We start from the raw sequence: 24273 nt of genomic DNA, 5'->3' as shown, positions 1-24273 counted from the left end.
TTATTTTTTTGCCGGTTTGCGCCGGCCGTAGACCAGCCAGGTCACCAGCACGCAGACCACGTAGAACACAAAGAAGACCTTCATCGCCCCGACCGGAGAGCCGGTCATCGCCAGCGAGGTACCGAAGGCTTTCGGGATAAAGAAGCCGCCAATCGCGCCGATGGCGGAGATAAAGCCGAGCGCCGCCGCGGTATCGGTCACCGCTTCGTGCTGGGCCTGCTCGTCGCTGCCGCCGCGTTTCTTCACGCTGTCGATGGTGATTTGGCGGAAGATCACGGCGATCATCTGGAAGGTGGAACCGCTGCCGAGACCGGCGGTCAGAAACAGGCCCATAAACACGACGTAAAAGGCGAGAAAGCTACCTGAGCCGGAGCCGGGTAGGGTAAGAAACAGCAAGCCGGTAAACAGCGCCATCAGCACAAAATTGACCAGCGTTACCCGCACGCCGCCGAGGCGGTCGGAGATTATGCCGCCAAACGATCGCGCCAGCGCGCCGATAAACGGCCCGAAGAAGGCCAGCTTAAGGATGTTAACGTCGGGAAACTGGGTTTTCGCCAGCATGGCAAAACCCGCGGAAAAACCAATAAACGAGCCGAAGGTGGCCAGATAGAGCAGGCTCAGCAGCCACATATGCGGGCGTTTCAGCACCGGGAGCTGATCGCGAATGGATGCCTTCGAGCTGGCGATATCGTTCATGCCTACCCATGCGGCGATGGTGGCTATCACCAGCAGCGGTACCCAGACGAGGGCGGCGTTGCTTAGCGCGAGGATTGAACCATCTTCCTGAGGCACGCCGTGTACGCCAAGAAAGGCGAAAATGGGCACAAAAATCGCCGCCGGGGCGATCATCTGCATCACGCTGACGCCGAGATTACCGAGGCCGCCGTTGATGCCCAGGGCGCTGCCCTGTTTCGCTTTAGGAAAGAAAAAACTGATATTTCCCATGCTGGACGCAAAGTTCGCCCCGGCAAAACCGCAGAGTAAAGCAATCGTAATAAATACCCAAAAAGGAGTAGCGGTGTTCTGTATAGCTATGCCCAGCCAGATGCAGGGCGCGACCAGAATAATCGTGCTTAATACCGTCCAGTAGCGCCCGCCAAATATAGGTACCATAAAGGAGTAGGGCGCGCGTAATATTGCACCAGAGAGCGAAGGCAGGGCGGTTAATAAAAAGAGCTGATCGGTGGTAAAATTAAAGCCAACCTTATTGAGATTGACGGCGACGGCGCTAAATAGCATCCAGACGCAAAAAGCGAGTAGCAGACAAGCTACGGAAATGCAAAGATTTCTGCGGGCTATTTTCTTTCCCTTATTCTCCCAAAACGCCGCGTTTTCTGGTTTCCACTCTTTTAAAAGATAATGATTCTTTTTCTCATTTTTGCTCTGCATATTGCCCTCGAATGAACAGTCGTCAGTCAAAAAGAATAAACTTGTAAAACAGCAAATTAATAAAAGGAATAAAACCAGGGGATGGGTGATGTATCTGTTGTAATGAATGAAGAATAGATAAGAAAAACGCGTCTAAAAGAGACGCGCGAATAATAGGTGGGGATTATTTGTTACAAAGTGTAACCCGAATTAAAATAATTCCAGCGAAATATAATGATTGATATGTTGGTTAAAGGCGGCATCATCAATTTCCTTCATTCCCAGGGCGTAAATACCATCCAGACCGCAGACGAGGGCAATCAGCCGCCAGGCGATACTTTCCGCGGGATCATTTGGCCTGAACTCACCCGCTTCGGTCCCGCGCTGGATTATCTTCAGCGTCTCTTCATGCCACATGCTCATCGTCAGCAGATACGCGCCTTTAATGTCAGCGTCGCTATCGGCCAGCAGCTGCGCTTCGCGCCATAAACGAATGTAGGGCTCCAGTCTGCCGTCATCGCTGCCCACCATGGAAAACAGGCGTTCGCGCCATGTGGCATCGTCGGCGACCAGCGGCATATCCATCATTTCGCGGATCAGGCGCACGAAGGTATGGGCCTTTAACTCGCCCGCGGAGGTGAAATGGTGGTGCAGCTGGCCGGCGGAAACGCCGGCTTCGGCGGCGATATTGCGAACGGTCATGGCGCTAAACCCGCCCTGAAGCGCCACGCGCATGGCCGCCTGTACAATAACTTCCCGACGCGCATCGCGATTTAAGTAGCTCATAACGTTTGTGACCCCGGTTTTTTTGCCGATAGTAACAAAAAGTTGGACACTCGTTCAACATTCCGGCAGGATCGCTTTCCTGGACGGCTGTCCAATATTTAACTTTGAGGAAAGGTAGTATGTCTCGGCAATGGTTGACGCTGATGGCGATTTTGCTGGTTTATATTCCGGTGGCGATTGACGCCACCGTTCTCCACGTGGCCGCGCCCACGCTTAGCGTAGCGCTGGGCACCAGCGGCAACGAGCTGCTGTGGATTATTGATATTTATTCGCTGGTCATGGCAGGCATGGTGCTGCCTATGGGCGCACTGGGCGATAAAATCGGCTTTAAACGGCTGCTTCTGCTCGGCAGCGGTATTTTTGGCTCGGCGTCGCTGGCGGCGGCGTTTTCCCCTACCGCAGAAACGCTGATTGCCTCCCGCGCGCTGCTGGCGGTGGGGGCGGCGATGATCGTCCCGGCGACCCTTGCCGGTATCCGCAGCACCTTTTCGCAAGCGCAACAGCGCAATATGGCGCTGGGTCTATGGGCGGCAGTCGGTTCCGGCGGCGCGGCGTTCGGCCCGCTGATTGGCGGCATGCTGCTGGAGCACTTTTACTGGGGGTCGGTATTCCTGATCAACGTGCCGATCGTGCTGTTGGTGATGGCGATTAACGCCAAAGTGGTGCCGCGCCAGCCCGCGCGGCGCGAGCAGCCGCTCAATTTTTTCCAGGCGCTGATCCTCATCGCCGCCATCCTGATGTTGGTGTTTAGCGCCAAGACGGCGCTCAAAGGGCAAATGGCGCTGTGGTTAACCGGGCTGGTGGCGGTATCGGGCGCCGCGATGCTGTTCTGGTTCGTGCGCAAACAGCTCTCGGCAACGCGGCCGATGGTCGATATGCGTCTGTTTACCCATCGCATTATTTTAAGCGGGGTGATGATGGCGATGACCGCGCTGATTACGCTGGTGGGGTTTGAGCTGCTGATGGCGCAGGAGCTGCAGTTTGTGCATAGCAAAACGCCTTTTGAAGCCGGGCTGTTTATGCTGCCGGTGATGGTGGCAAGCGGTTTCAGCGGACCGATCGCCGGCATGCTGGTGTCGCGTCTGGGGCTGCGCGAGGTCGCCACCGGCGGAATGCTGCTGAGCGCGCTGAGCTTCCTCGGCCTGTCGATGACCGATTTCAACACGCAGCAGTGGCAGGCATGGGGGCTGATGACGCTGCTGGGCTTCAGCGTCGCCAGCGCGCTGCTGGCCTCCAGCTCGGCGATCATGGCCGCTGCGCCGAAGGAGAAAGCGGCGGCGGCGGGGGCCATCGAGACCATGGCCTATGAACTGGGCGCGGGCTTGGGCATCGCTCTGTTTGGCCTGATCCTGACCCGCAGCTACACCTCGTCAATCGTCCTGCCGCAGGGGATCGAGGGCGCGGCGGCGGAGCAGGCGTCCTCCTCCATCAGCGAGGCGATTAAGCTGGCGCAGTCGCTGCCCGCCATTCCGGCGCAAAGCCTGCTTGAGGCGGCGAAGGCGGCGTTTATTCACTCGCACAGTACCGTGCTGGCGACGGCTGGCGTCCTGCTTCTGCTGCTGGCGGCGGGGATTTGGCGAAGCCTGGCAAAAGCGCCTGAACTCAATTAATCCTTTATAGCTGAAGAGAAAGCGCCATCGCCGCCCGCCGTAACGGGGCCAGGGCTTTCTCTTTCAACGCCGCGGCGTTGGTGCTGCCTGCGGGAACGCCAACGTTAAGCGCCGCTACCACCTGGCCGCTGCGGGAAAGCAGCGGTACCGCCAGCGAACACAATCCCACCTCAATTTGCCGATCGGCGAGCGCGTAGCCTTGCATGCGCACTCTGGCAATCTCTTCGCGTAATCCCGGTATATCGCAGAGGGTATGCGGGGTATAGCGGATTAAATTTGCCCGTGACAGCGTCACCTCTAGCTGCTCTTCTGGCAATGCGCTCAGCAGGACTCGTCCCATGGAAGTCGCCCATGCCGGCAGGCGGCTGCCGCGGCCGATATCCACGCTGAGCAAATTATTCACCGCCGTGCGGGCGATATACAGAACGTTATCGCCGTCCAGCGTGGCGGCGGAACAGGACTCTCCCAGGTTTTTACCCAGCGTATCCAGCGCGCTCTGCGCGACTTTAGCCAGCGGCGTTCCGGCCAGATAAGCGTGGCCCACCGCCAGTACGCGAGGCAGCAGTTCATAGCTGCGGCCATCCGGACTGTGCACCATCCCCAGCGCGGCAAGGGTATACAGACAGCGGCGCACTGCCGCGCGTGAGATCTGCGTTTTCTGGCTAAGCTGGGAGATGGTCAGGCGCTGCCGCTGGGGGCTAAACGCGTTCAGCACCTCCAGACCGCGCGCCAGGGATAACATAAAGTTAGGGTCGTGTTCAGCCTGGCGGGCGCTGAGTGTGCCAGGTTGTTTTTCGCTCATATAACCCCCTCGATTGTTGAAGATATAGGCTCACGGAGCATCACTATATCGCGGGTAAAAAACGCGGGGATTCCTGGTGCTGGTTTTACCACGCCGATCACATTATTAACCTCAACTTAACAACTGCGTCGATAATCGCACAACATTTCGATTATCGCCGTTGACCCTCTCCATTACGCAGTCCTATTGTCATCAGCATCGTTACCCCACGTTATGAACCGGGGTAGGAAAAGTTATGTATTTCATCACCAGGAAAAAAAGATGACCGCGACCATTGAACGTATTGAAAGCTGGCTGGTAGATATCCCGACCATTCGGCCGCATAAACTCTCCATGACCACGATGGGCTGTCAGACGCTGGCGATAATCCGGGTTACCCGCTCGGATGGCATTTGCGGGATTGGCGAAGCGACCACCATCGGCGGACTCAGCTACGGCGTGGAGAGCCCGGAAGCCATCGTATCGGCGATAAACCACTACCTGACGCCGTTGCTGAAAGGTCAGGCGGCCGATAATTTAAATGCCCTGACCAGCCGTATGGACGGCGCGGTTAAAGGCAATACCTTCGCCAAATCGGCGATTGAAACCGCGTTGCTGGATGCGCAGGGTAAAGCGCTCGGTCTGCCGGTTTCGGCGCTGCTTGGCGGGGCGCTGACGACCTCGCTGCCGGTTCTCTGGACGCTGGCCAGCGGCGACACCGAGAAAGATATTGCCGAGGGCGAAAAGCTTCTTGCGGAGCGCCGCCATCAGGCGTTTAAGCTGAAAATCGGCGCCCGGGCGCTGGAGACCGACCTGCGCCACACGCGCGCGATTGTTGAAGCGCTGGGCGACCGGGCCAGCATCCGCGTCGACGTGAATCAGGCGTGGGACGCCACCGTAGCGGCAAAAGGCTGCCGCGAGCTGGCGGCGATGGGCGTGGATTTGATTGAACAGCCGGTCGGCGCGCAGGATAACGCTGCGCTGGTGCGCCTCAGTCATCATATCGACACGGCCATTCTGGCCGATGAAGCGGTGGCGACCCACTACGATGGATATCGCCTGGCGCAGCAGGGGTTTAGCGGCGCCTATGCGCTGAAGATTGCCAAAGCGGGGGGGCCCAATAGCGTACTGGCGCTGGCGAAAGTTGCGCAAGCAGCGGGAATTGGGCTTTACGGCGGCACGATGCTTGAGGGAACCGTTGGCACCCTGGCCTCTCTGCACGCCTGGTCTACGCTCCCCCTGCAGTGGGGCAGCGAGATGTTTGGCCCGCTGTTGCTGAAGGACGATATTGTCAGCGTCCCGCTCACCTTTGCCGAGGGCGAGGTGACGCTGCCGCAAACGCCCGGTCTTGGCGTTGAACTGGATGAAGACAAGCTGCGCTTCTATAGCCGCAAAGGATAAGGGATGATTAGTATGCTATTTAAAGTCGATATGACCGTGAATATTCCGCTGGGATTTCCTGCTGACGAAATAGAGGAAATTAAGCTGCGAGAAAAAAATTATTCACAGCAGCTGCAGCGTGAAGGTAAGTGGCGGCATATTTGGCGCGTCGCCGGTCTTTACGCCAATGTCAGTATTTTTGATGTGAAAGATGCTGAGGAATTGCATCAAATCTTAATGGCTTTACCACTATATCCCTTTATGCAAATTCGCGTGGAGGCGCTCTGTCGTCATCCCTCCTCGATTCGCGAAGACGACCGTTAATAAATAATAATCACTAACCTCGCGCCGAAGAAATTCGGCGAATATCCTACAATGATAAGTGAGACTAATTATGAGTAATGCATTCGTACGACCAGATGCTGTGCAACATTTATTGCGCGAAAGCGCGGGATTAAATATTAGCGGCGGCGACGAACGTTTTAAAACGATTATTCACCGCCTGCTGGAAAACATCTGTACGCTGATTGATGACTATAACATCACTGAAGAGGAGTTCTGGCATGCGGTGAATTATCTGCATGAATTAGGCGGGCGCCAGGAAGCGGCGCTGCTGGCGGCAGGCCTCGGGTTGGAACACTTTCTCGACCTGCGCCAGGACGCTATCGACGCCGCGGAGCAGCGGGAAACCGGCACCCCTCGCACCATTGAAGGCCCGCTGTACGTGGCGAACGCGCCGCTGGCCGACGGACATACCCGTATGGATGATGGTAAAGATGCGGGGGAAGTGATGTGGCTTTACGGCCAGGTCAACGACACTCAGGGCCGCCCGGTTGCCAACGCTATCGTTGATATCTGGCACGCTAACACCCTTGGGAACTACTCTTTCTTTGATAAAAGCCAGAGTGAATACAACCTGCGTCGCCGTATCCGTACCGGCGCCGATGGCCGCTACAGCGTGCGCAGCATAATGCCTTCCGGCTACGGCTGCCCGCCGGATGGACCGACGCAAAAGCTGCTTAACCAACTGGGGCGCCACGGTAATCGTCCGGCGCATATCCACTTCTTCGTCTCTGCGCTAGGTTATAAACATTTGACCAGCCAGATTAATCTCAACGGTGACAAATATCTATGGGATGATTTCGCGTTCGCTACCCGCGATGGCCTGATTGCCGACCCGGTAAAAGTAAGCGACCGCGAGCTTATTCAGCAGCGCGAACTGGATGGGGAACATACTGAAGTACGCTTTGATTTTACCCTGTGTAAAGCGCTTAACGCCGATGAAGAACAGCGCGGTACGCGCCTGCGCGCGCAGGAATAAAACGCTGCGTTAATGCTATTCTCCGGCCATATCGCGGCCGGAGAATAAAACGAAATTACGAGTTCTCTTTTTTCTATTCCTGAATTATGCAGGAGGGGCCGACTCATGCAAAAAACATTCGCCAGATTAAAAGATAAAATCAGCAATGCATTAATTGTTGATCGTGAAAAACATATTTATCGCTGCCATCGCTCAATATTTACCGACCCGCAGTTATTTGATTTTGAAATGAAGCATATCTTCGAAGGCAACTGGTTGTTCCTTGCCCATGAGAGCCAGATTGCGCAGCCAGGAGATTATTACACTCTGACCCTTGGGCGCCAGCCGGTGATAATAACCCGCGATAAAAAGAATGAGCTACATGCGCTAATTAACAGCTGCGCCCATCGCGGAGCGATGTTATGTCGGCGCAAAACCGGTAATAAAAATTCATTGACCTGCCCGTTTCACGGCTGGACGTTCAGCAATAACGGCAAGCTATTAAAAGCCAAAGATGAAAGCACCGGTGGTTACCCGGACAGCTTCAAACAGGAAGGCTCTCATGATTTAACAAAGCTGCCAAAGTTTCAATCGTATCGCGGGTTTCTGTTCGGTAGCCTGAATGCTGATGTGCAGCCGTTGGAGGAGTACCTCGGCGAAACCCGCAAAATTATCGATCTGATCGTCGACCAGGCGCCGCAAGGGCTGGAGGTACTTAAAGGTTCGTCGAGCTATGTTTACGAAGGCAACTGGAAGCTGGGGGCGGAAAACGGCGCTGACGGCTATCACGTCAGCGTGGTGCACTGGAACTACGCTTCCACCATGTCGCGCCGCAACTACGAAGCGGAAGGAACGCACGCGGTAGACGCAAACGGCTGGTCGAAAAGCGTCGGCGGCGGATACGGCTTTGAGAATGGGCATATGCTGCTCTGGACCCGGGCGCTTAATCCGGAAGTGCGTCCGGTCTATGAACATCGCGAACGTCTGCGGGCTGAGTTCGGCGAGTCTCGCGCCGATCGGATGGTCAACGAAACGCGCAACCTGTGCCTCTATCCGAACGTCTACCTGATGGATCAGTTTTCGACGCAGATCCGCGTGATCCGCCCCATTGCGGTGGATAAAACCGAAGTCACCATCTGGTGCTTCGCCCCGAAAGGTGAATCTGACCAGGCGCGAGCGCTGCGTATCCGCCAGTATGAGGATTTCTTCAACGTTAGCGGCATGGGGACGCCTGACGATCTGGAAGAGTTCAGCGCCTGTCAGCGCGGTTATCTCGGCGAGAATCTGGCATGGAGCGACCTCAGCCGCGGGGCGCTGCACTGGGTCGACGGCCCTGACGACCACGCCTTGCAGGCGGGCTTTAGCCCGCAGCTAAGCGGAGTGAAATCGGAAGATGAAGCGCTGTATATCGCCCATCATCATCACTGGCAAAACGTGATGCTGGCGGCGCTGGAAACAGAGCGGCAGCGCTACGACCAGTCGATCACTCAACGCGTGGAGGTGGCCTGATGCTGACTCTCGAACAGGTTCGCCAGTTTCTTTATTACGAAGCCCGTCTGCTGGACGATCGCCAGTGGGATGAATGGCTGAACTGCTACAGCCCGCAGGTGGTGTACTGGATGCCCGCCTGGGGCGATGACGACCAGCTTACCCGCGATCCGCAGCGCGAAATTTCGCTGATTTACTACCCGAACCGCGATGGCCTCGAAGACCGGGTATACCGCATCAAAACGGAACGCTCCGGGGCCAGCACGCCGGAACCGCGAACCACCCACATGATCGGCAACGTTGAGCGGCTTGGCGAAACCGAACAGGGGATGGAGGTGCGCTACAACTGGGTCACCTACTGTCATCGCTATCAGCAGACGGATACCTGGTTTGGCTCTACCTGCTGCACGCTGATTGAAAGTGCCGGCAAACCGCAGATTATCCGTAAAACCGTGCGGCTGAATAACGATTACATCCGTCAGGTGATTGACGTTTACCACATTTAAGAGGCGTTTATGACCTTTAATATTGCTCTCAATTTTGAAGACGGCATCACCCGCTTTATTCAATGCCATGCCGGGGAAAAAGTGCTGGATGCCGCCTATCGTCAGCAGGTGAATCTGCCGATGGATTGCTCGGACGGCGTCTGCGGCACCTGCAAGTGCCGCTGCGTCAGCGGCGAATATGGTTTGGGTGACGATTTTCTTGAAGAGGCGCTCAGCGAGGACGAAGCCGCAGAGCGTCAGGTGCTGACCTGTCAGATGGTGCCAACCAGCGATTGCGTCATTGATGTTCCGGCTGCGGCGGCCCAGTGCAAAACCGCGCTGGCAAGCCTGGGCGCAGCGGTAAAACAGGTAAATCTACTGTCGGACACCGCCATTGAGCTGGTCGTTGTGCTGGATGAACCGCTGGATTTTCTGCCGGGCCAGTACATCAATATTGAGGTGCCAGGAACGCCGCAGGCGCGCGCCTATTCGTTTAGCTCTCTACCGGGCTCGCGTGAGGGGAGCTTTCTGATCCGTAACGTGCCCGGCGGCTTGATGAGTCAGTGGCTGACGCAGCGGGCCAGCCCCGGCGATCGTCTGACGCTAAGCGGTCCGATGGGCAGCTTTTATCTGCGCGGCGGCGAGCGTCCACTGTTGCTGCTCGCGGGGGGCACCGGCTTAGCGCCGCTGCTCTCGATGCTGCAAACGCTGGTTATGCAGCGCAGCACCCGGCCCGTCACCTTGCTCTATGGCGTGACCCGCGACTGCGACCTGGTGAAAACTGATGCGCTCGAAGCATTTACCGGCCAGCTTCCGGCCTATCGCTGGCTGCCGGTGGTTGCCGACGCGCAAAGCGGATGCCCGCAGCGCGGTTTTGTGACCGAACATCTCGATGACGCGATACTCAACGATGGCGATGTGGATATCTATCTGTGCGGGCCGCCGCCGATGGTCAATGCGGTAGCCACGGCGCTGCGCGAGAGAGGCGTTTCGCCGGCGGGTTTCTGGTATGAAAAATTTATCGCCAGCCAGAGCGCGGCGGCATAAGGAGCAACGATGCGATTTAGCAATAAAGTCGTGGCCATTACCGGCGCCGCGCAGGGGATAGGCCGACAGACGGCTGAGCAGGCGGCGCGTGAGGGCGCCCGGCTGCTGTTGATTGACCGTTCTCGTTATGTTCACGAACTGGCGGCGGCGCTGAACGACTCCGGCAGCGAAGCGCTGGCGCTGAAGGCCGATCTTGAGCAATGGGAAAGCACCGAGCGGGCGTTTGCCGAAGGGGTGGCTCATTTTGGTCGCCTTGACGTGCTGATTAACAACGTCGGCGGCACCATCTGGGCGCGGCCGTTTGCCGAATATCAGCCGCAGCAGATTGAGAAGGAGATTCGCCGCTCGCTGTTCCCGACCCTGTGGGGCTGTCGGGCTGCGCTACCGTGGATGCTCAGGCAGGGAAAGGGAAGCATCGTCAATATTTCGTCCGTGGCGACGGCGGGAGTGAACCGGGTACCTTATTCCGCAGCGAAAGGCGGCGTTAACGCGCTGACCCGTTCGCTGGCCCTGGAATATAGCGCAAACGGGATCCGTATTAATGCCGTGGCGCCGGGGGGAACCGAGGCGCCTGCGCGCCTGACGCCGCGTAATGAAGAGCAGCCGACGGCGCAAGAGCAGAAGTGGTATCAGCAGGTGGTGGATCAGACGGTGGCGAGCAGCCTGATGCATCGCTACGGTACGCTGGCGGAACAGGCCAATGCCATCCTGTTTCTCGCCAGCGATGAGGCCAGCTATATTACCGGCGTGACGTTGCCCGTCGCCGGGGGCGACCTCGGTTAGCGCCGGGTCGCCTGCCAGCAGAGCAGGGAGCCGATACATACCATCCCGGCGCCCTGCCAGAACGACCACGACAGCGCGGCGCTGAGCAGTACCGCCGCCAGCGCCGATGAGAGCACCGGGGTAAAGTAAGAGGCGGCGGCCAGCAGGCTGACGTTGCCGTGCAGGATCCCGACGTTCCACGCCGCGTAGCCAAACCCCAGGGCGACGGACAGCGCGATCAGCTTGATCGTCACCGGCCAGCTAAAGACCATCGGCGGCTGCTCGCTGAACAGGAATTTCAGCCACAGGGTCAGGGCGGTGAGCAGAACAAACAGGGTAATCCCGTTTTTGCCCTTGGCGTATTTCGCGGTGACCGTGCAGTAGGCCGCCCAGATAAACGCGCCGATAAACGCCAAAATATAGCTCAGCGGGCTGGAGACCACGTTGCTGATAATTTCGTCTATATTCAGACCATGCTCACCGCCTAATACCCAGGTGACGCCAAGTATAGCGAGGAATAAACCGGGGATAACCAGCCAGCTGCTTTTTTGGCCGTTAAACAGAATGGCGAATAAAATCGTCAGGCTGGGCCACAGATAATTGACCATCCCCACTTCAATAGCCTGCTGGCGGGTACCAGCTAAGCCAACCGACAGCGCCAGGCAAATTTCATAGCTGACGAACAACAGGCTCCCCGCCAGTAAATAGGGGCGGGGGATCTGGCGTATTTGTGGGAAGCCGACGGTAAAGATCAGCAACATGCCGCTCAGGCTGTAGAGCATCGCCGCGCCGCCCACCGGGCCAAGGCCTTCGCTGACGCCACGAATCAGCCCGACCATGGTGCTCCAGAGTACGATAGCGGCCAATCCAATGAGCGTGGCTCTCTTTTTCTCCATATTTAACCTGATGTTGGTTCAAACGCAGTCGGGTTTTATAACACTTTTTACGCCCGCCGGGGGGGATATTTTCCGCCATGCTTAATACTATCGGAGTAATAAAAATTGGCGTCGCTGACTATTAAGGGGGCGTCAGTTTTCGACATTGATTTGACGCAAATAAAACAGGGATATTGCTGTTAGTTTTGCCCTCCGCGATGAATAAACATCCCGCATGGAGGGGAACAATGGACGTCAGCCGCAGAAAGTTTTTTAAAATCTGCGCAGGCGGTATGGCCGGAACAACAGCCGCTGCTTTGGGGTTTGCGCCCAAAATGGCTCTGGCTCAGGCGCGTAATTACAAGCTGCTGCGCGCTAAAGAGATCCGCAACACCTGCACATACTGCTCCGTAGGCTGCGGGCTATTAATGTATAGCCTGGGCGACGGCGCGAAGAACGCGAAAGAAGCGCTTTATCACATCGAGGGGGACCCGGATCATCCGGTAAGCCGCGGCGCGCTGTGCCCGAAAGGGGCCGGGCTGCTGGACTACGTCCACAGCGATAACCGCCTGCGCTACCCGCAATACCGCGCGCCGGGTGCGGATAAATGGCAGCGCATCTCCTGGGATGAGGCGTTTGAGCGTATCGCCAGGCTGATGAAAGCCGACCGCGACGCCAACTTTATGGAGAAAAACGAGCATGGCGTCACGGTAAACCGCTGGCTTACCACCGGGATGCTGTGCGCCTCGGCGGCCAGCAACGAGACCGGCATGCTGACGCAGAAGTTTGTGCGTTCCCTCGGTATGCTGGCGGTAGACAACCAGGCGCGCGTCTGACACGGACCAACGGTAGCAAGTCTTGCTCCAACATTTGGTCGCGGTGCGATGACCAACCACTGGGTGGATATCAAAAACGCCAACGTCGTGGTAGTGATGGGCGGTAACGCCGCCGAAGCCCATCCGGTGGGATTCCGCTGGGCGATGGAAGCGAAAAACAACAACGATGCGACGTTGATTGTCGTCGATCCGCGCTTTACGCGTACGGCGTCGGTGGCCGATATCTATGCGCCGATTCGTTCCGGCACCGACATTACCTTTCTGTCGGGCGTACTGCTGTACCTGATCGAAAACAACAAAATCAACGCCGAGTACGTGAAGCACTACACCAACGCCAGCCTGCTGGTGCGCGACGATTTTGCCTTCGAAGACGGCCTGTTCAGCGGCTACGATGCTGAAAAGCGTCAGTACGATAAATCGTCGTGGAACTATCAGTTCGACGAAAACGGCTACGCCCTGCGCGATGAAACCCTGCAGCATCCGCGCTGCGTATGGAATCTGCTCCGGCAGCACGTTTCTCGCTATACGCCGGAGGTGGTGGAGAATATCTGCGGCACGCCGAAGGCCGATTTCCTCAAGGTGTGCGCAGTGCTGGCCTCAACCAGCGCGGCGGACCGGACCACCACCTTCCTTTACGCGCTGGGCTGGACGCAGCACACCGTCGGGGCGCAGAACATCCGCACCATGGCGATGATCCAGCTGCTGCTCGGTAATATGGGGATGGCGGGCGGCGGCGTGAATGCGCTGCGCGGGCACTCCAACATTCAGGGGCTTACCGATTTAGGGCTGCTGTCGACCAGCCTGCCGGGCTACCTGACGCTGCCGTCGGAACAACAGACCGATCTGCAAAGCTATCTGACGGCGAATACGCCGAAAGCGCTGCTGGCGGATCAGGTGAACTACTGGAGCAACTATCCGAAATTCTTCGTCAGCCTGATGAAATCGTTCTACGGCGATGCGGCGCAAAAAGAGAACGACTGGGGCTTTAACTGGCTGCCGAAGTGGGACCAGGCTTACGACGTCATCAAGTACTTCAATATGATGGATAACGGCAAGGTGACGGGATATCTCTGCCAGGGCTTCAATCCGGTGGCTTCGTTCCCGGACAAAAACAAGGTGGTCCGCAGCCTGAGCAAGCTGAAGTACATGGTGGTGATCGACCCGCTGGTGACGGAAACGTCGACCTTCTGGCAAAACCACGGCGAGTCGAACGATGTCGATCCGGCGGCGATTCAGACCGAAGTCTTCCGCCTGCCGTCTACCTGCTTCGCCGAAGAGGATGGTTCGATCGCCAACTCCGGGCGCTGGCTGCAGTGGCACTGGAAAGGTCAGGACGCGCCGGGGGAAGCGCGCAACGACGGCGAAATCCTTGCCGGGATTTACCACCGTCTGCGCGAGATGTATCGCACCGAGGGCGGCAAAGGCGCCGAGCCGTTGCTGAAGATGGGCTGGCGCTATAAGCAGCCGGATCATCCGCAATCGGAAGAGGTGGCCAAAGAGAACAACGGCTACGCGCTGGACGATCTCTACGACGCAAACGGCGCGCTGCTGGCGAAGAAGGGCCAGTTGCTGAACAGCTTTGCGCTGCTGCGCGATGACGGCACCACCGCTTCATCCTGTTGGATCTATACCGGCAGCTGGACCGAGCAGGGCAACCAGATGGCCAACCGCGATAACGCCGATCCGTCAGGTCTTGGCAATACGCTCGGCTGGGCGTGGGCGTGGCCGCTCAACCGGCGGGTGCTGTATAACCGCGCGTCGGCGGATATCAACGGCAAGCCGTGGGATGCGAAGCGGATGCTGATCCGCTGGAACGGCAGCAAGTGGGTCGGCAACGATATTGCGGACTTTAATAACGCCCCGCCGGGCAGCAAAACCGGGCCGTTTATTATGCAGCAAGAGGGGATGGGACGACTGTTTGCGCTGAATAAGCTGGCGGAAGGCCCGTTCCCGGAACACTACGAGCCGATGGAAACGCCCCTTGGCACCAACCCGCTGCACCCGAACGTGGTCTCCAGCCCGGTGGTGCGGCTGTACGAAGAGGATGCCCTGCGCTTAGGCAAGAAGGAGCAATTCCCCTACGTCGGTACCACCTATCGTCTGACCGAGCATTTCCACACCTGGACCAAGCATGCGCTGCTCAACGCCATCGCGCAGCCGGAGCAGTTTGTTGAAATCAGCGAAGGCCTGGCGCGAGCGAAGGGGATTGCCAACGGCGATCGGGTCACGGTCAGCAGCAAGCGCGGCTTTATTCGCGCGGTGGCGGTGGTGACGCGTCGTCTGCACACGCTCAACGTTAACGGTCAGCAGGTGGAAACCGTCGGTATCCCGCTGCACTGGGGTTTTGAAGGGGTAGCCCGCAAAGGTTACATCGCCAACACCCTGACGCCGAACGTCGGGGATTCCAACTCGCAAACGCCGGAGTATAAAGCGTTTCTGGTCAACATCGAGAAAGCGTAAGGAGCGAATCAATGGCGATGGAAACCCAGGACATCATTAAACGCTCCGCCACCAACCCGATAACTCCCGCGCCGCGCGCGCGGGATTTTAAGGCGGAAGTGGCAAAGCTGATTGATGTCTCCTCCTGCGTGGGCTGTAAAGCCTGCCAGGTGGCCTGTTCCGAGTGGAACGATATTCGCGATGACGTGGGGCACTGCGTCGGCGTGTACGACAATCCCGCCGATCTGAGCGCCAAATCCTGGACGGTGATGCGTTTTAGCGAAACCGAACAGAACGGCAAGCTGGAGTGGCTGATACGCAAAGACGGCTGTATGCACTGCGAGGACCCGGGCTGCCTGAAAGCGTGCCCGTCCGCCGGGGCGATTATTCAGTACGCCAACGGCATTGTCGATTTTCAGCAGGAGAACTGCATCGGCTGCGGCTATTGCATCGCCGGGTGCCCCTTTAACGTCCCGCGCCTCAATAAAGAGGATAACCGGGTTTATAAGTGCACCCTGTGCGTTGACCGGGTCAGCGTCGGCCAGGAGCCGGCCTGCGTGAAAACCTGCCCAACCGGCGCGATTCATTTCGGCAGCAAGCAAGAGATGCTCGAGGTGGCCAACGAGCGGGTGGAAAAACTGAAGAAGCGCGGCTATTCCCATGCCGGGGTGTATAACCCGCCGGGCGTCGGCGGCACGCACGTGATGTACGTGCTGCATCATGCCGACCAACCGGAGCTATACCATAACCTGGCGAAAGAACCGCAGATCGATACCGCGATCAACCTGTGGAAAGGGGCGCTGAAGCCGCTCTCGGCGGTCGGGTTTATCGCCACCTTTGCCGGGCTGATTTATCACTACATTGGGATTGGGCCGAACAAAGAAGCGGATGACGATGAGGAGGAGCGCAATGAGTAAATCGAAAATGATTGTGCGCACGAAGTTTATTGACCGCGCCTGTCACTGGACGGTCGTCATCAGCTTCTTCCTGGTGGCGCTCTCGGGGATCTCGTTTTTCTTCCCGACGCTGCAGTGGCTGACCGAAACCTTCGGTACGCCGCAGATGGGGCGTATTCTGCATCCGTTCTTCGGCGTGCTGATTTTCGTGGCCCTGATGTTTATGTTTGTACGCTTTGTCCACCACAATATTCCTGACAGGCAGGATATTCCCTGGCTCAAGGGGATTATTGAGGTGCTGAAAGGCAACGAGCATAAAGTGGCGCGGGTAGGGAAATATAACGCCGGGCAGAAAATGATGTTCTGGACCATTATGAGCATGATTTTTGTGCTGCTGGTGACCGGGGTGATCATCTGGCGACCCTGGTTTGCCCACTATTTTCCGATTCAGGTGATTCGCTATAGCCTGCTGATTCACGCGACCTCGGCGATTATTCTTATTCACGCGATTCTTATTCATATGTATATGGCGTTCTGGGTTAAAGGATCGATTAAGGGAATGGTTGAGGGGAAGGTGAGTCGCCGCTGGGCGAAGAAGCATCATCCGCGCTGGTATCGCGAGGTGGAGCGTCAGGAAGCGAAGAAAGAGAGCTGCGAAGGGCTTAAATAAGTTCTGCGTCGTAAACCCGCTCCGGTTAAACCCGGAGCGGGTCAGGTATTGGTGATAAGGGCGTCAATGGCGGAAATCACTTCGCCTCTGGCGCTTTTTAAGCTACCGATAAAATCTTCGCGCTTGATCAGCTTATTGTTAAGGTTCGTCATCATCGGCGAACAAAGCATAAACGTTTCAAATTCAATATTGACCTCAGGAACTAAAGGATGCTGCCATAGTGGCAGATGAGCATTACGCATCAGGGGAATAATTACCCTGGTGGGTAGGTCTTCATAAAAATCATTTTGCACAATCATAAAATAGGGTAGAGAGTTCTTCGTTTGCGAAGAAGGGTTCCGATAAACGTCGAATTGCTTAAGCATCAGAGCACCCTGAAGTATTCATCATCGGTGATAGACCCATGCTCGTCGACGAATTCATTCATTAACCGGAACAATTCGTTACGGGGATGCATTGACTGACTTTTAGCTGTGGGTATCGAGGATAAATGGCACTTTTTACTCGTTGATGCCGCCGACTGGAAGCTATCTTCCGCTGTGTATTCTTTCATTATCCTGCCTCCGTGTGGTTAATGTCGCCATTATCAGTCTACTACTTTAAAAAACAATACCGATTGCCCTGGTTAAGTCGCATTTGCGAGACGGGTTCCATTGAAAAGCAACGGCATGAAATGATGAAATTTTAATGGAACCGCGGTTGTGAATTGTTATCGCTATGCCGTTGCTGGCTACTGGGCAGCGGCGGGGCGCGAAATGGCTTTATTCGTTTTTTCCAATCTGCGAATAAGCTTATGAAATAACCGCGCCGTTATATGGATAAAAATGTCACCCGGCGTTTTTATCTGGTTTGCCGCTGGATAATGCACAATAATGCCGTCGGTTTATTTTATAACAAGTGATTAGTTGTATGAAAAAGACTATTTTTTCGTTAGCGCTTGGCACCTTTGGTCTCGGGATGGCGGAATTTGGCATTATGGGCGTATTACCTGAAATCGCTCATGATGTCGGGATATCGATTCCCGCCGCAGGCAATATGATCTCATATTATGCATTTGGCGTGGTGATCGGCGCGCCGGTGATGGCGCTGTTCTCCAGCCGCTTTTCGTTAAAGTCGGTTATGCTGTTTCTCGTGGCGCTGTGCGTTATCGGCAATGCCATCTTCACTTTATCTTCCAGCTATTCGATGCTGGCGCTGGGCCGTCTGATCTCCGGCTTCCCGCACGGCGCATTCTTTGGCGTGGGGGCGATTATCCTGTCAAAAATCGCCCCGCCAGGAAAGGTGACGGCGGCGGTGGCGGGGATGATCGCCGGGATGACGGTCGCCAATTTGCTGGGGGTGCCCGCCGGGACCTGGCTCGGCCATCAGTTTAGCTGGCGCTATACTTTTCTGGCGATTGCGGTATTTGATATCGCGGTGCTGGTCTCCATCGCCTGGTGGGTGCCCACGCTGTTTGATAAATCCACGGCGCGCCTGCGCTCGCAGTTTCATTTTTTAAAATCGCCCGCGCCGTGGTTAGTTTTTGCCGCCACGATGTTCGGCAATGCCGGCGTATTCGCGTGGTTCAGCTATATTAAGCCGTTTATGATTAACGTCTCCGGTTTCGGTGAGAGCGCCATGATATTCATTATGATGCTGGTGGGCCTCGGAATGGTTCTCGGAAATCTCTTTAGTGGTAAAGTTTCTGTTCGCTACAGCCCGCTGCGTATTGCCGCCGTTACCGATGGCGTTATTGTGGTGACCTTATTATTGATTTTTCTGCTGGCTGAGCATAAAGCCGCCTCATTAACCCTGGCGTTTATTTGCTGCGCGGCGCTGTTCGCCCTGTCGGCGCCGCTGCAAATTCTGCTGCTGCAAAACGCCAAAGGCGGCGAGATGCTGGGCGCGGCGGGCGGCCAGATCGCCTTTAATCTCGGTAGCGCCATCGGCGCGCTGTTTGGCGGAATGATGATTACGGCCGATTTTGGCTGGCGTTCCGTTACCTTACCGGCCGCGCTGCTCTCGTTTCTTGCCCTCAGTTCGCTGCTGATTTATGCCCGCTATCAGCAGCGTCTGGCCTGATTCATTTACTCCTGCCAGGGTTCGCCGAGGGTTAACATTAAACGGTTGGCCCAGGCGAAGAACGCTGCCGATTGCAGTAAATCCAGCTGAGCGAGCGTATCCAGGCCCTGCTGTTCGACCGCGGCAAGGTGGCCGGCGGCCAGGGCGGGCGGGGTAACGGAAATCGCGGCGGCGAAATCGATTTGCGCCTGCCAGCCCGGCGTCTGCCCGTCGCTCAGGTTCTCTCCGGGCGTCACCGCCAGCAGCGTCTCTACCGCCGTTTCATCCTTCGCCAGCTGCGCGGCCTTACGCGCATGCACCGATGCGCAATAAATACAGCCGTTAACTTTGCTCGCTACCGTCGCCGCCAGCTCGCGTTCGGCGCGGGGCAGGCCGCCGGGAGTATAAAAAATGCCTTTGTCGGTTAACGTACGCTGCTCCAGTATCGGCTGGTTACGCGCCAGCAGGCGGAAATAGGGGGAATCGCTGTGGCCGAACTTCGTCAGCAGCGCCTGCTCATCGGGGGAGAATTCCGCCAGCGGTTTAGCCGCCAGCCAGGGCTCCCAGTGCAGTTCGTCGCGGGTAAAGCGCACCGGCGCGCGCTTACCGCTGAGGGTTTGCGGCGAGGTATGCCAGAATCCGGCCGCGACCGGGGTTTGTGCGACAGTAATGCTTTTGCCGTTAAGCAGGCGCAGCCCGGTGACCAGCCGACTCTGGAAGCTGACAAAGGCGATAAGCTGGGCGAGGGTGACAATGCCGCGCAGGGTCCATCCGGCGCGGATTAAGGCCTCCAGCGGCGATGGCGTAGCCTCCACAGGCGTAAAGGTTAACAGTCGGGCAAAGGCCAGCGCCGGGGCCAGCCGCGGGGATGTGGGGTCGGCAATACCAAAACCGGCATAGTGGGCCGCCAGCGCATCGCTGTCATGCAGCTTAGCCACCCTGGCGGCAACGGCAAAACGCTCATCGAGCGGAAAGTCGTTATCCTGCTGACCAAACAGCGTTTCATAGCTTCCCTGCGCGTGGCGGGTGGCCGCCTCGCGCACGGCGCGCGCCGCGGCTAAAGCGGAATCGGGGGCGATCTCTGCCAGTTCGGCCAATATATCCTGACTTAGCGTCATGGTGACTCCTTATCGTAACTGAGGGGCAATGTGCTGAGCGATCAGCTCAAGGGAACGCAGCGTGTCCCGGTGCGATGGTTCAACGGAGTGCACCTGAAACGAAATATCGGTCACCCGCCGCAGCACGCTATCGCGCGCCAGCGAGGCGGCGACGTGCGCGGGGTCGCCGACGTGAGCGTCAAGCTGCGGTAGAAATTCGGTGACAGTGTCACCAATAATTTCATGGCCGGCGGCGCGATGCTGGGCTGCCTGTCTGCGTAAACCGGGTTCGGCGACCTGTAGCGCGTACTCCTGGCTGTCGGCGACGAAGGCGGTACGCGAGGCAAGGATCCTTGCCTCGACGCCCGCGGGCAGCGCGGCGAGATAGGCGTCGATAATCGGATTCTGAATCGCGTCGAGCGGCAGCGTCGGTTGCCCGGCCGGACGCGGCTGAGTGCGCGAGAGCATCAATCCGTGTCCGGCCTGCGCGGCGCGGACCGCGCCGTCGACGGAAAATGTGGCAATCCAGATACGTTCCGCCAGCTGCGGCGCCTGAGGGTAAAGATGATTATCCGGATGGGCGAGCGAATCCCCGCGCCAGGCGCTTTGAATCAGATGCAGATGCTCGGCGAATATCGCGCTGCGCTGGTCAATCGTCAGGCCGAAGGGTAAAAACGAGGTGGGGGTGCCGCCGGAGCCGAAGCCTACCTCCAGCCGTCCATCGGCGAGCAGATCCAGCACCGCCGCATCCTCCGCCACCCGTAGCGGGTTTTCCATCGGCAGGGTGATAATGGCGGTTCCCAGACGAATGCGTTCGGTGTGCGCTGCCGCATGGGCGAGAAAAACCAGCGGCGACGGCAGGCCGCCTTCGTGCTCATGAAAATGGTGCTGCGCAATCCACGCGCTGTCGAACCCCAGGCGTTCGGCGTGGCGAATTTGCTCGGTGGCCAGCCGATAGCGCTCTTTGGGCGTGGCGTGGTCCAGCAGGCGGGTGAAAAAGCCCAGTCGTTTACGCGTCATGCAACCTCCTTGCTCGGGGATGAAAAGTGGGGAATCGCGGCGATAAGCTCGCGGGTATAGTCATGCTGCGGGGCGCTGAACAGCCGGCTGACGTCGCCGTGTTCAACCACCTGGCCCGCCCGCAGCACCGTCACGCTGTGGGCGATACGGCGCACCGTCGCCAAATCGTGAGTGATAAACAGATAGCTCAGCCCGAGCTGCTGCTGAAGCTGCTGCAGCAGGGCGAGAATTTGCGCCTGCACCGTGACGTCCAGCGCTGAGGTCGCTTCATCCAGCACCAGGATCGTTGGCTCAAGGATGAGGGCGCGGGCGATGGCCACCCGCTGCCGCTGGCCGCCGGATAGCTCGCGGGCGGTTCGCGACAGCAGCTCCGGCGCGAGCGCCACGCGGGCAGCGACCGTTTCCACGCGCTGGCGTCTTGTCTCGGCGTTGAGGCGGTCAAAGTTTTTTAACGGCTCTTCGATAATCTCAAACAGCGTTTGCCGCGGATCCAGGGACGCAAAGGGGTTCTGGTAGACGAACTGGATTTTACGCCGCAGCTGGCGGAGCGCCTCGCGGCTGAGATGCCCGGCATCGATACCGTCAATAGCGATATGGCCAACATCGGCCTTTTCGAATCCCAGCAGGATCCGCGCAAGGGTGGTTTTGCCGGAGCCGGACTCGCCGACCAGCGCGTGGGTGCTGCCCCGTTTCACCTCGAAGCTCACGGCGTCCAGCGCCTGTAAATGCGCGCGGCCGAGCGAAAAACATTTGCTGATGCCCTCTACGCGGATCGCCGGGGTCGCCAGCACGCGCCCGCTGGCCGGGGCAATGGTCAGCGTCGAACCCTGGAGATCGCTGAGCAGTTGGCGGGTATAGGCGTGCTGCGGCGTGCGCACCACATCGCCGGTCGCGCCCTGTTCCTGAATTTCACCGTGGCGAAAGACCAGCAGTCGGTCGGCGCGTTCCGCCGCCAGCGCCAGATCGTGGGTCACGAACAGCACCGCCGTGCCGGACTCCCGGCGCAGCGTATCCAGCAGGTCGAGGATCCGTTTTTGTACCGTCACGTCGAGGGCGCTGGTGGGCTCATCGGCAATGATTAAGTCGGGTTTCAGGGCGATGGCGATAGCGATCAGCACCCGCTGCTTCATACCGCCTGAAAGCTGGTGGGGATATTGATCGATGCGCTGTTCCGGGTGGCTCAGCCCAACCTTCGCCAGCAGCGCCAGCACCTGCGCTTTACGCTCTGCGGCGCTGCTTTGCTGATGCAGGCGCAGGATTTCGCCCACCTGCGCGCCGATAGTTTTTACCGGATTCAGGGAGTTGCCCGGATCCTGAGGCACCAGACTAATCCGCGCGCCGCGAAGGCCGTCGAGGCGTTTGGCGGACCAGCCGCTGATCTCTTCGCCGTTAATCAAGATGCGCCCGCTGTCACGGCGCGCGTTATCGGCCAGCAGGCCAATAATCGCCTGCGCGGTGGTGGTTTTACCTGAACCGGATTCGCCGACGAACGCCAGCATTTCGCCGCGTTTTACCGCAAAACTGACGTCGTGCACCACTTCGCGCCATTCGCGCTGCGAACGATAGCTGATGCGCAGATTCTCGACGGTCAAAACATTCATGGGCGTTCTCCGCTAAATTGACGGCTGATGCGGTTGGCGGCGAGCACCACCGCGATCACCGCAAGGCCGGGAAGGGTGGTGAGCCACCAGGCGGTGGAGAGATAGTTACGGCCCTCGGCGATCAGCAGCCCCCACTCCGGAACCGGCGGCGGCGTGCCGTAGCCGAGAAAACTCAGGGTTGAGAGCGCCAGAATGGCCTGGCCGAACTGGAGGGTGGCAAAAGCCAGTACCGCGGTGAGCGAATTGGGCAGAATATGCCGCCAGAAAACGGCGAAAAAGGTGCCGCCGCTGCCGTACGCCGCTTCGACGAAGTCGCTGTGGCGCACGCGAACCACTTCCGCTCGCGCCAGGCGGGCAAAGCTGGCTATTGCCGCGACGCCGACCGCGACGGCGGCGTTAAGGGTGCCGAAACCGAGCAGGATGATGACCGTCAGCGACAACAATAAAGAGGGGATCGCCAGCAGCACGTCAACCAGCCGCATGATCGCCGACTCCACGCGTCCCGCCAGCGCACCGGCCAGGGTGCCCAGCGCGGTACCGATAAACAGGCCGATCGCCACCGCCGCCAGCGCGGCGGAGAGGGAATGTACGGCGCCGTAAACAATGCGGCTCCACAGATCGCGACCTAGCTGGTCGGTGCCTAGCCAGTGGCCGGCCTGCGGCGCCAGCCGCTGGGCGCCGGGAAGGCCCTCCAGCGGGTTATACGCGGTAAACAGCTGCGGGGCGATCGCCATCAGCGCGGCAACGATCGTTACCGTCCAGGCCAGCAGCAGGCCGGGCTGAACGCGTAGCGTACGCCAGTTTACCCTGCGGCGGCGCGCGGCGATTGCGTAATCCACCAGGCTCATACGGCACCTCCGATAACGGTTTTCAGGCGCGGGTCGAACAGCGGCATCAGCAGGTCAACCAGCAGGTTAATCAGTACGAAACCGAGGGCGGAGATCATCACCACCGCCTGCAATACCGCGATATCCTGATTATTGACGGCCTGCTGCGTCAGCAGTCCCAGACCGCCGCGACCAAACACGGTTTCGGTAATCAGCGCTCCGGCGATCAGTTCCCCCAGCAGCAGACCGGCAATATTGAGCACCGGCAGCAGGGCGTTGCCGGTAACGTGCCGCCACAGAACGCCGGTTTCGCTCAGGCCTTTGGCGCGGGCAACGGCGACAAACGGCTGCGCGGCGACCTGATCCAGACTGCGCATCAGGATTTGCGCCAGCGGGGCGGAAATCGGCACCGCGACGGCAATAATGGGCAAAATCAAGCCCTCAACCGGTCCCGGGTTGATCACCGGGATCCAGCGCAGCTGAAAGGAGAACAGCTGAATCAGGGCGATACCGAGCCAGAACGTTGGCAGCGAGATAAACAGCACCGGCAGCGATTGCAGCGCGTTGCTCAGCCAGCGCAGACCCGGTAGCCGTGAGGCGAGGGCGAGGGTGAACGCCAGCGCCACCGCCAGCGCAAAGGCGGGCAGCGCCAGGCTTAATGTCTCCGGCAGGTTGCTGGCGATAAGCGCGCTGACCGGCAGCCCGGCCTGCAGCGAATAGCCAAAATCGCCCCGCAGCATGGCCCATAGCGTGTGGAAATACTGCTTCCACAGCGGGCTATCGGCCCCGTAGGCGAGGCGCATTTCGGCGATCTGCTCGGGGCTCAGTCCCAGATCCGGGTTCTGAAACTTGATCAGTACCGCATCGCCGGGGAGCACCTGCAATAGCGCGAAGGAGAGAGTAAACGCTGCCCACAGCACCAGTAGTCCCTGGCCGGAGCGCCGCAGAAGATAGTGGCTCATCGC

The 24273-nt window shown here is 58.3% G+C and carries 21 protein-coding genes and 1 pseudogene; 12 read left to right on the top strand and 10 right to left on the bottom strand.

Features of this window, described 5'->3' with window-relative positions:
* Both GUC22_RS13675 and GUC22_RS13670 read right to left on the bottom strand, forming a co-directional pair.
* Positions 1-1389, bottom strand: coding sequence for a NarK family nitrate/nitrite MFS transporter (locus GUC22_RS13675; protein WP_160183582.1), 1389 nt, complete (start codon positions 1387-1389; stop codon positions 1-3).
* A 189-nt stretch (positions 1390-1578) separates the two neighbouring features.
* Entirely contained in the window at positions 1579-2154 is a 576-nt protein-coding gene (locus tag GUC22_RS13670) for a TetR family transcriptional regulator (RefSeq protein ID WP_024358241.1), read from the bottom strand.
* A gap of 119 nt (positions 2155-2273) precedes the next feature.
* On the opposite strand from GUC22_RS13670, the gene GUC22_RS13665 reads away from it, so the two are divergent.
* Positions 2274-3764 carry an MFS transporter gene (locus GUC22_RS13665; protein WP_154952968.1) on the top strand — a complete coding sequence of 497 codons (1491 nt, stop codon included), beginning with the start codon at positions 2274-2276 and terminating at the stop codon, positions 3762-3764.
* A 4-nt stretch (positions 3765-3768) separates the two neighbouring features.
* Here the strand turns inward: GUC22_RS13665 and GUC22_RS13660 are convergent.
* A pseudogene (locus GUC22_RS13660) lies at positions 3769-4607 on the bottom strand (IclR family transcriptional regulator C-terminal domain-containing protein).
* Positions 4608-4779: 172 nt separating this feature from the next.
* Between GUC22_RS13660 and GUC22_RS13655 the strand changes: the two are divergent.
* From GUC22_RS13655 to benD, 7 genes are all read left to right on the top strand, one after another.
* Positions 4780-5946, top strand: coding sequence for a muconate cycloisomerase family protein (locus GUC22_RS13655; protein WP_162685322.1), 1167 nt, complete (start codon positions 4780-4782; stop codon positions 5944-5946).
* Between the two features lie 12 nt (positions 5947-5958).
* On the top strand, positions 5959-6249 hold the full coding sequence (gene catC / locus GUC22_RS13650) for a muconolactone Delta-isomerase (RefSeq protein ID WP_004138111.1): 291 nt from the start codon (positions 5959-5961) through the stop codon (positions 6247-6249).
* A 70-nt stretch (positions 6250-6319) separates the two neighbouring features.
* Positions 6320-7246 carry a catechol 1,2-dioxygenase gene (catA, locus tag GUC22_RS13645; RefSeq protein WP_160183581.1) on the top strand — a complete coding sequence of 309 codons (927 nt, stop codon included), beginning with the start codon at positions 6320-6322 and terminating at the stop codon, positions 7244-7246.
* A 105-nt stretch (positions 7247-7351) separates the two neighbouring features.
* Complete coding sequence (locus GUC22_RS13640; protein ID WP_024358235.1) at positions 7352-8734, top strand: Rieske 2Fe-2S domain-containing protein; 1383 nt, start codon at positions 7352-7354, stop codon at positions 8732-8734.
* Positions 8734-9219: a benzoate 1,2-dioxygenase small subunit gene (benB, locus tag GUC22_RS13635; protein WP_024358234.1), complete on the top strand. Its 486-nt coding sequence runs from the start codon at positions 8734-8736 to the stop codon at positions 9217-9219. Before GUC22_RS13640 ends, benB begins: the two co-directional genes overlap by 1 nt.
* Positions 9220-9228: 9 nt before the next feature.
* Positions 9229-10245 carry a benzoate 1,2-dioxygenase electron transfer component BenC gene (gene benC / locus GUC22_RS13630; RefSeq protein ID WP_004138105.1) on the top strand — a complete coding sequence of 339 codons (1017 nt, stop codon included), beginning with the start codon at positions 9229-9231 and terminating at the stop codon, positions 10243-10245.
* 9 nt (positions 10246-10254) lie between these two features.
* The gene (gene benD / locus GUC22_RS13625; protein ID WP_116943690.1) at positions 10255-11028 is read left to right on the top strand and encodes a benzoate diol dehydrogenase BenD; all 774 of its coding nucleotides are present in this window, start codon (positions 10255-10257) and stop codon (positions 11026-11028) included.
* Here the strand turns inward: benD and yddG are convergent.
* Positions 11025-11903: an aromatic amino acid DMT transporter YddG gene (gene yddG, locus GUC22_RS13620; RefSeq protein WP_160183580.1), complete on the bottom strand. Its 879-nt coding sequence runs from the start codon at positions 11901-11903 to the stop codon at positions 11025-11027. The genes benD and yddG overlap by 4 nt on opposite strands.
* A gap of 227 nt (positions 11904-12130) precedes the next feature.
* Here yddG and fdnG point away from each other — a divergent pair, with 227 nt between their 5' ends.
* The 3 genes from fdnG to fdnI are packed head-to-tail and all read left to right on the top strand — an operon-like array spanning position 12131 to position 16723.
* Positions 12131-15178: a formate dehydrogenase-N subunit alpha gene (fdnG, locus tag GUC22_RS13615; RefSeq protein ID WP_160183579.1), complete on the top strand. Its 3048-nt coding sequence runs from the start codon at positions 12131-12133 to the stop codon at positions 15176-15178.
* Between the two features lie 11 nt (positions 15179-15189).
* Positions 15190-16074 (top strand): formate dehydrogenase subunit beta, encoded by an 885-nt coding sequence (gene fdxH / locus GUC22_RS13610; RefSeq protein WP_049086868.1) that lies wholly within the window; start codon positions 15190-15192, stop codon positions 16072-16074.
* Positions 16067-16723, top strand: a complete 657-nt coding sequence (gene fdnI, locus GUC22_RS13605; protein ID WP_024358230.1) for a formate dehydrogenase-N subunit gamma — start codon at positions 16067-16069, stop codon at positions 16721-16723. Before fdxH ends, fdnI begins: the two co-directional genes overlap by 8 nt.
* A 41-nt stretch (positions 16724-16764) precedes the next feature.
* Here the strand turns inward: fdnI and GUC22_RS13600 are convergent, their stop codons facing one another.
* Positions 16765-17088, bottom strand: coding sequence for a CcdB family protein (locus tag GUC22_RS13600; protein ID WP_004138090.1), 324 nt, complete (start codon positions 17086-17088; stop codon positions 16765-16767).
* A 544-nt stretch (positions 17089-17632) separates the two neighbouring features.
* Here GUC22_RS13600 and araJ point away from each other — a divergent pair.
* The gene (gene araJ / locus GUC22_RS13595; RefSeq protein WP_049132131.1) at positions 17633-18784 is read left to right on the top strand and encodes an MFS transporter AraJ; all 1152 of its coding nucleotides are present in this window, start codon (positions 17633-17635) and stop codon (positions 18782-18784) included.
* Positions 18785-18789: 5 nt separating this feature from the next.
* On the opposite strand, the gene GUC22_RS13590 is transcribed toward araJ, so the two are convergent.
* The 5 genes from GUC22_RS13590 to GUC22_RS13570 are packed head-to-tail and all read right to left on the bottom strand — an operon-like array spanning position 18790 to position 24270.
* Positions 18790-19881: an alkylhydroperoxidase domain protein gene (locus GUC22_RS13590; RefSeq protein WP_024358226.1), complete on the bottom strand. Its 1092-nt coding sequence runs from the start codon at positions 19879-19881 to the stop codon at positions 18790-18792.
* Positions 19882-19890: 9 nt separating this feature from the next.
* A complete protein-coding gene (locus GUC22_RS13585; protein ID WP_064371752.1) occupies positions 19891-20880 on the bottom strand; it encodes a putative FMN-dependent luciferase-like monooxygenase in 990 nt (329 codons plus the stop codon).
* Positions 20877-22481 carry a dipeptide ABC transporter ATP-binding protein gene (locus GUC22_RS13580; protein WP_098140674.1) on the bottom strand — a complete coding sequence of 535 codons (1605 nt, stop codon included), beginning with the start codon at positions 22479-22481 and terminating at the stop codon, positions 20877-20879. The genes GUC22_RS13585 and GUC22_RS13580 overlap by 4 nt, the downstream gene beginning before the upstream one ends.
* A complete protein-coding gene (locus tag GUC22_RS13575; RefSeq protein WP_049090366.1) occupies positions 22478-23329 on the bottom strand; it encodes an ABC transporter permease in 852 nt (283 codons plus the stop codon). Before GUC22_RS13575 ends, GUC22_RS13580 begins: the two co-directional genes overlap by 4 nt.
* Positions 23326-24270, bottom strand: coding sequence for an ABC transporter permease (locus GUC22_RS13570; protein WP_024358222.1), 945 nt, complete (start codon positions 24268-24270; stop codon positions 23326-23328). The genes GUC22_RS13575 and GUC22_RS13570 overlap by 4 nt, the downstream gene beginning before the upstream one ends.
* Positions 24271-24273 lie beyond the last annotated feature (3 nt).

This window comes from Klebsiella sp. MPUS7 (assembly GCF_009905335.1).
GTDB classification, from domain to species: domain Bacteria; phylum Pseudomonadota; class Gammaproteobacteria; order Enterobacterales; family Enterobacteriaceae; genus Klebsiella; species Klebsiella grimontii.
Note: the sequence above shows the minus strand (reverse complement) of the source record. Positions and strands in the feature narration are given on the sequence as shown.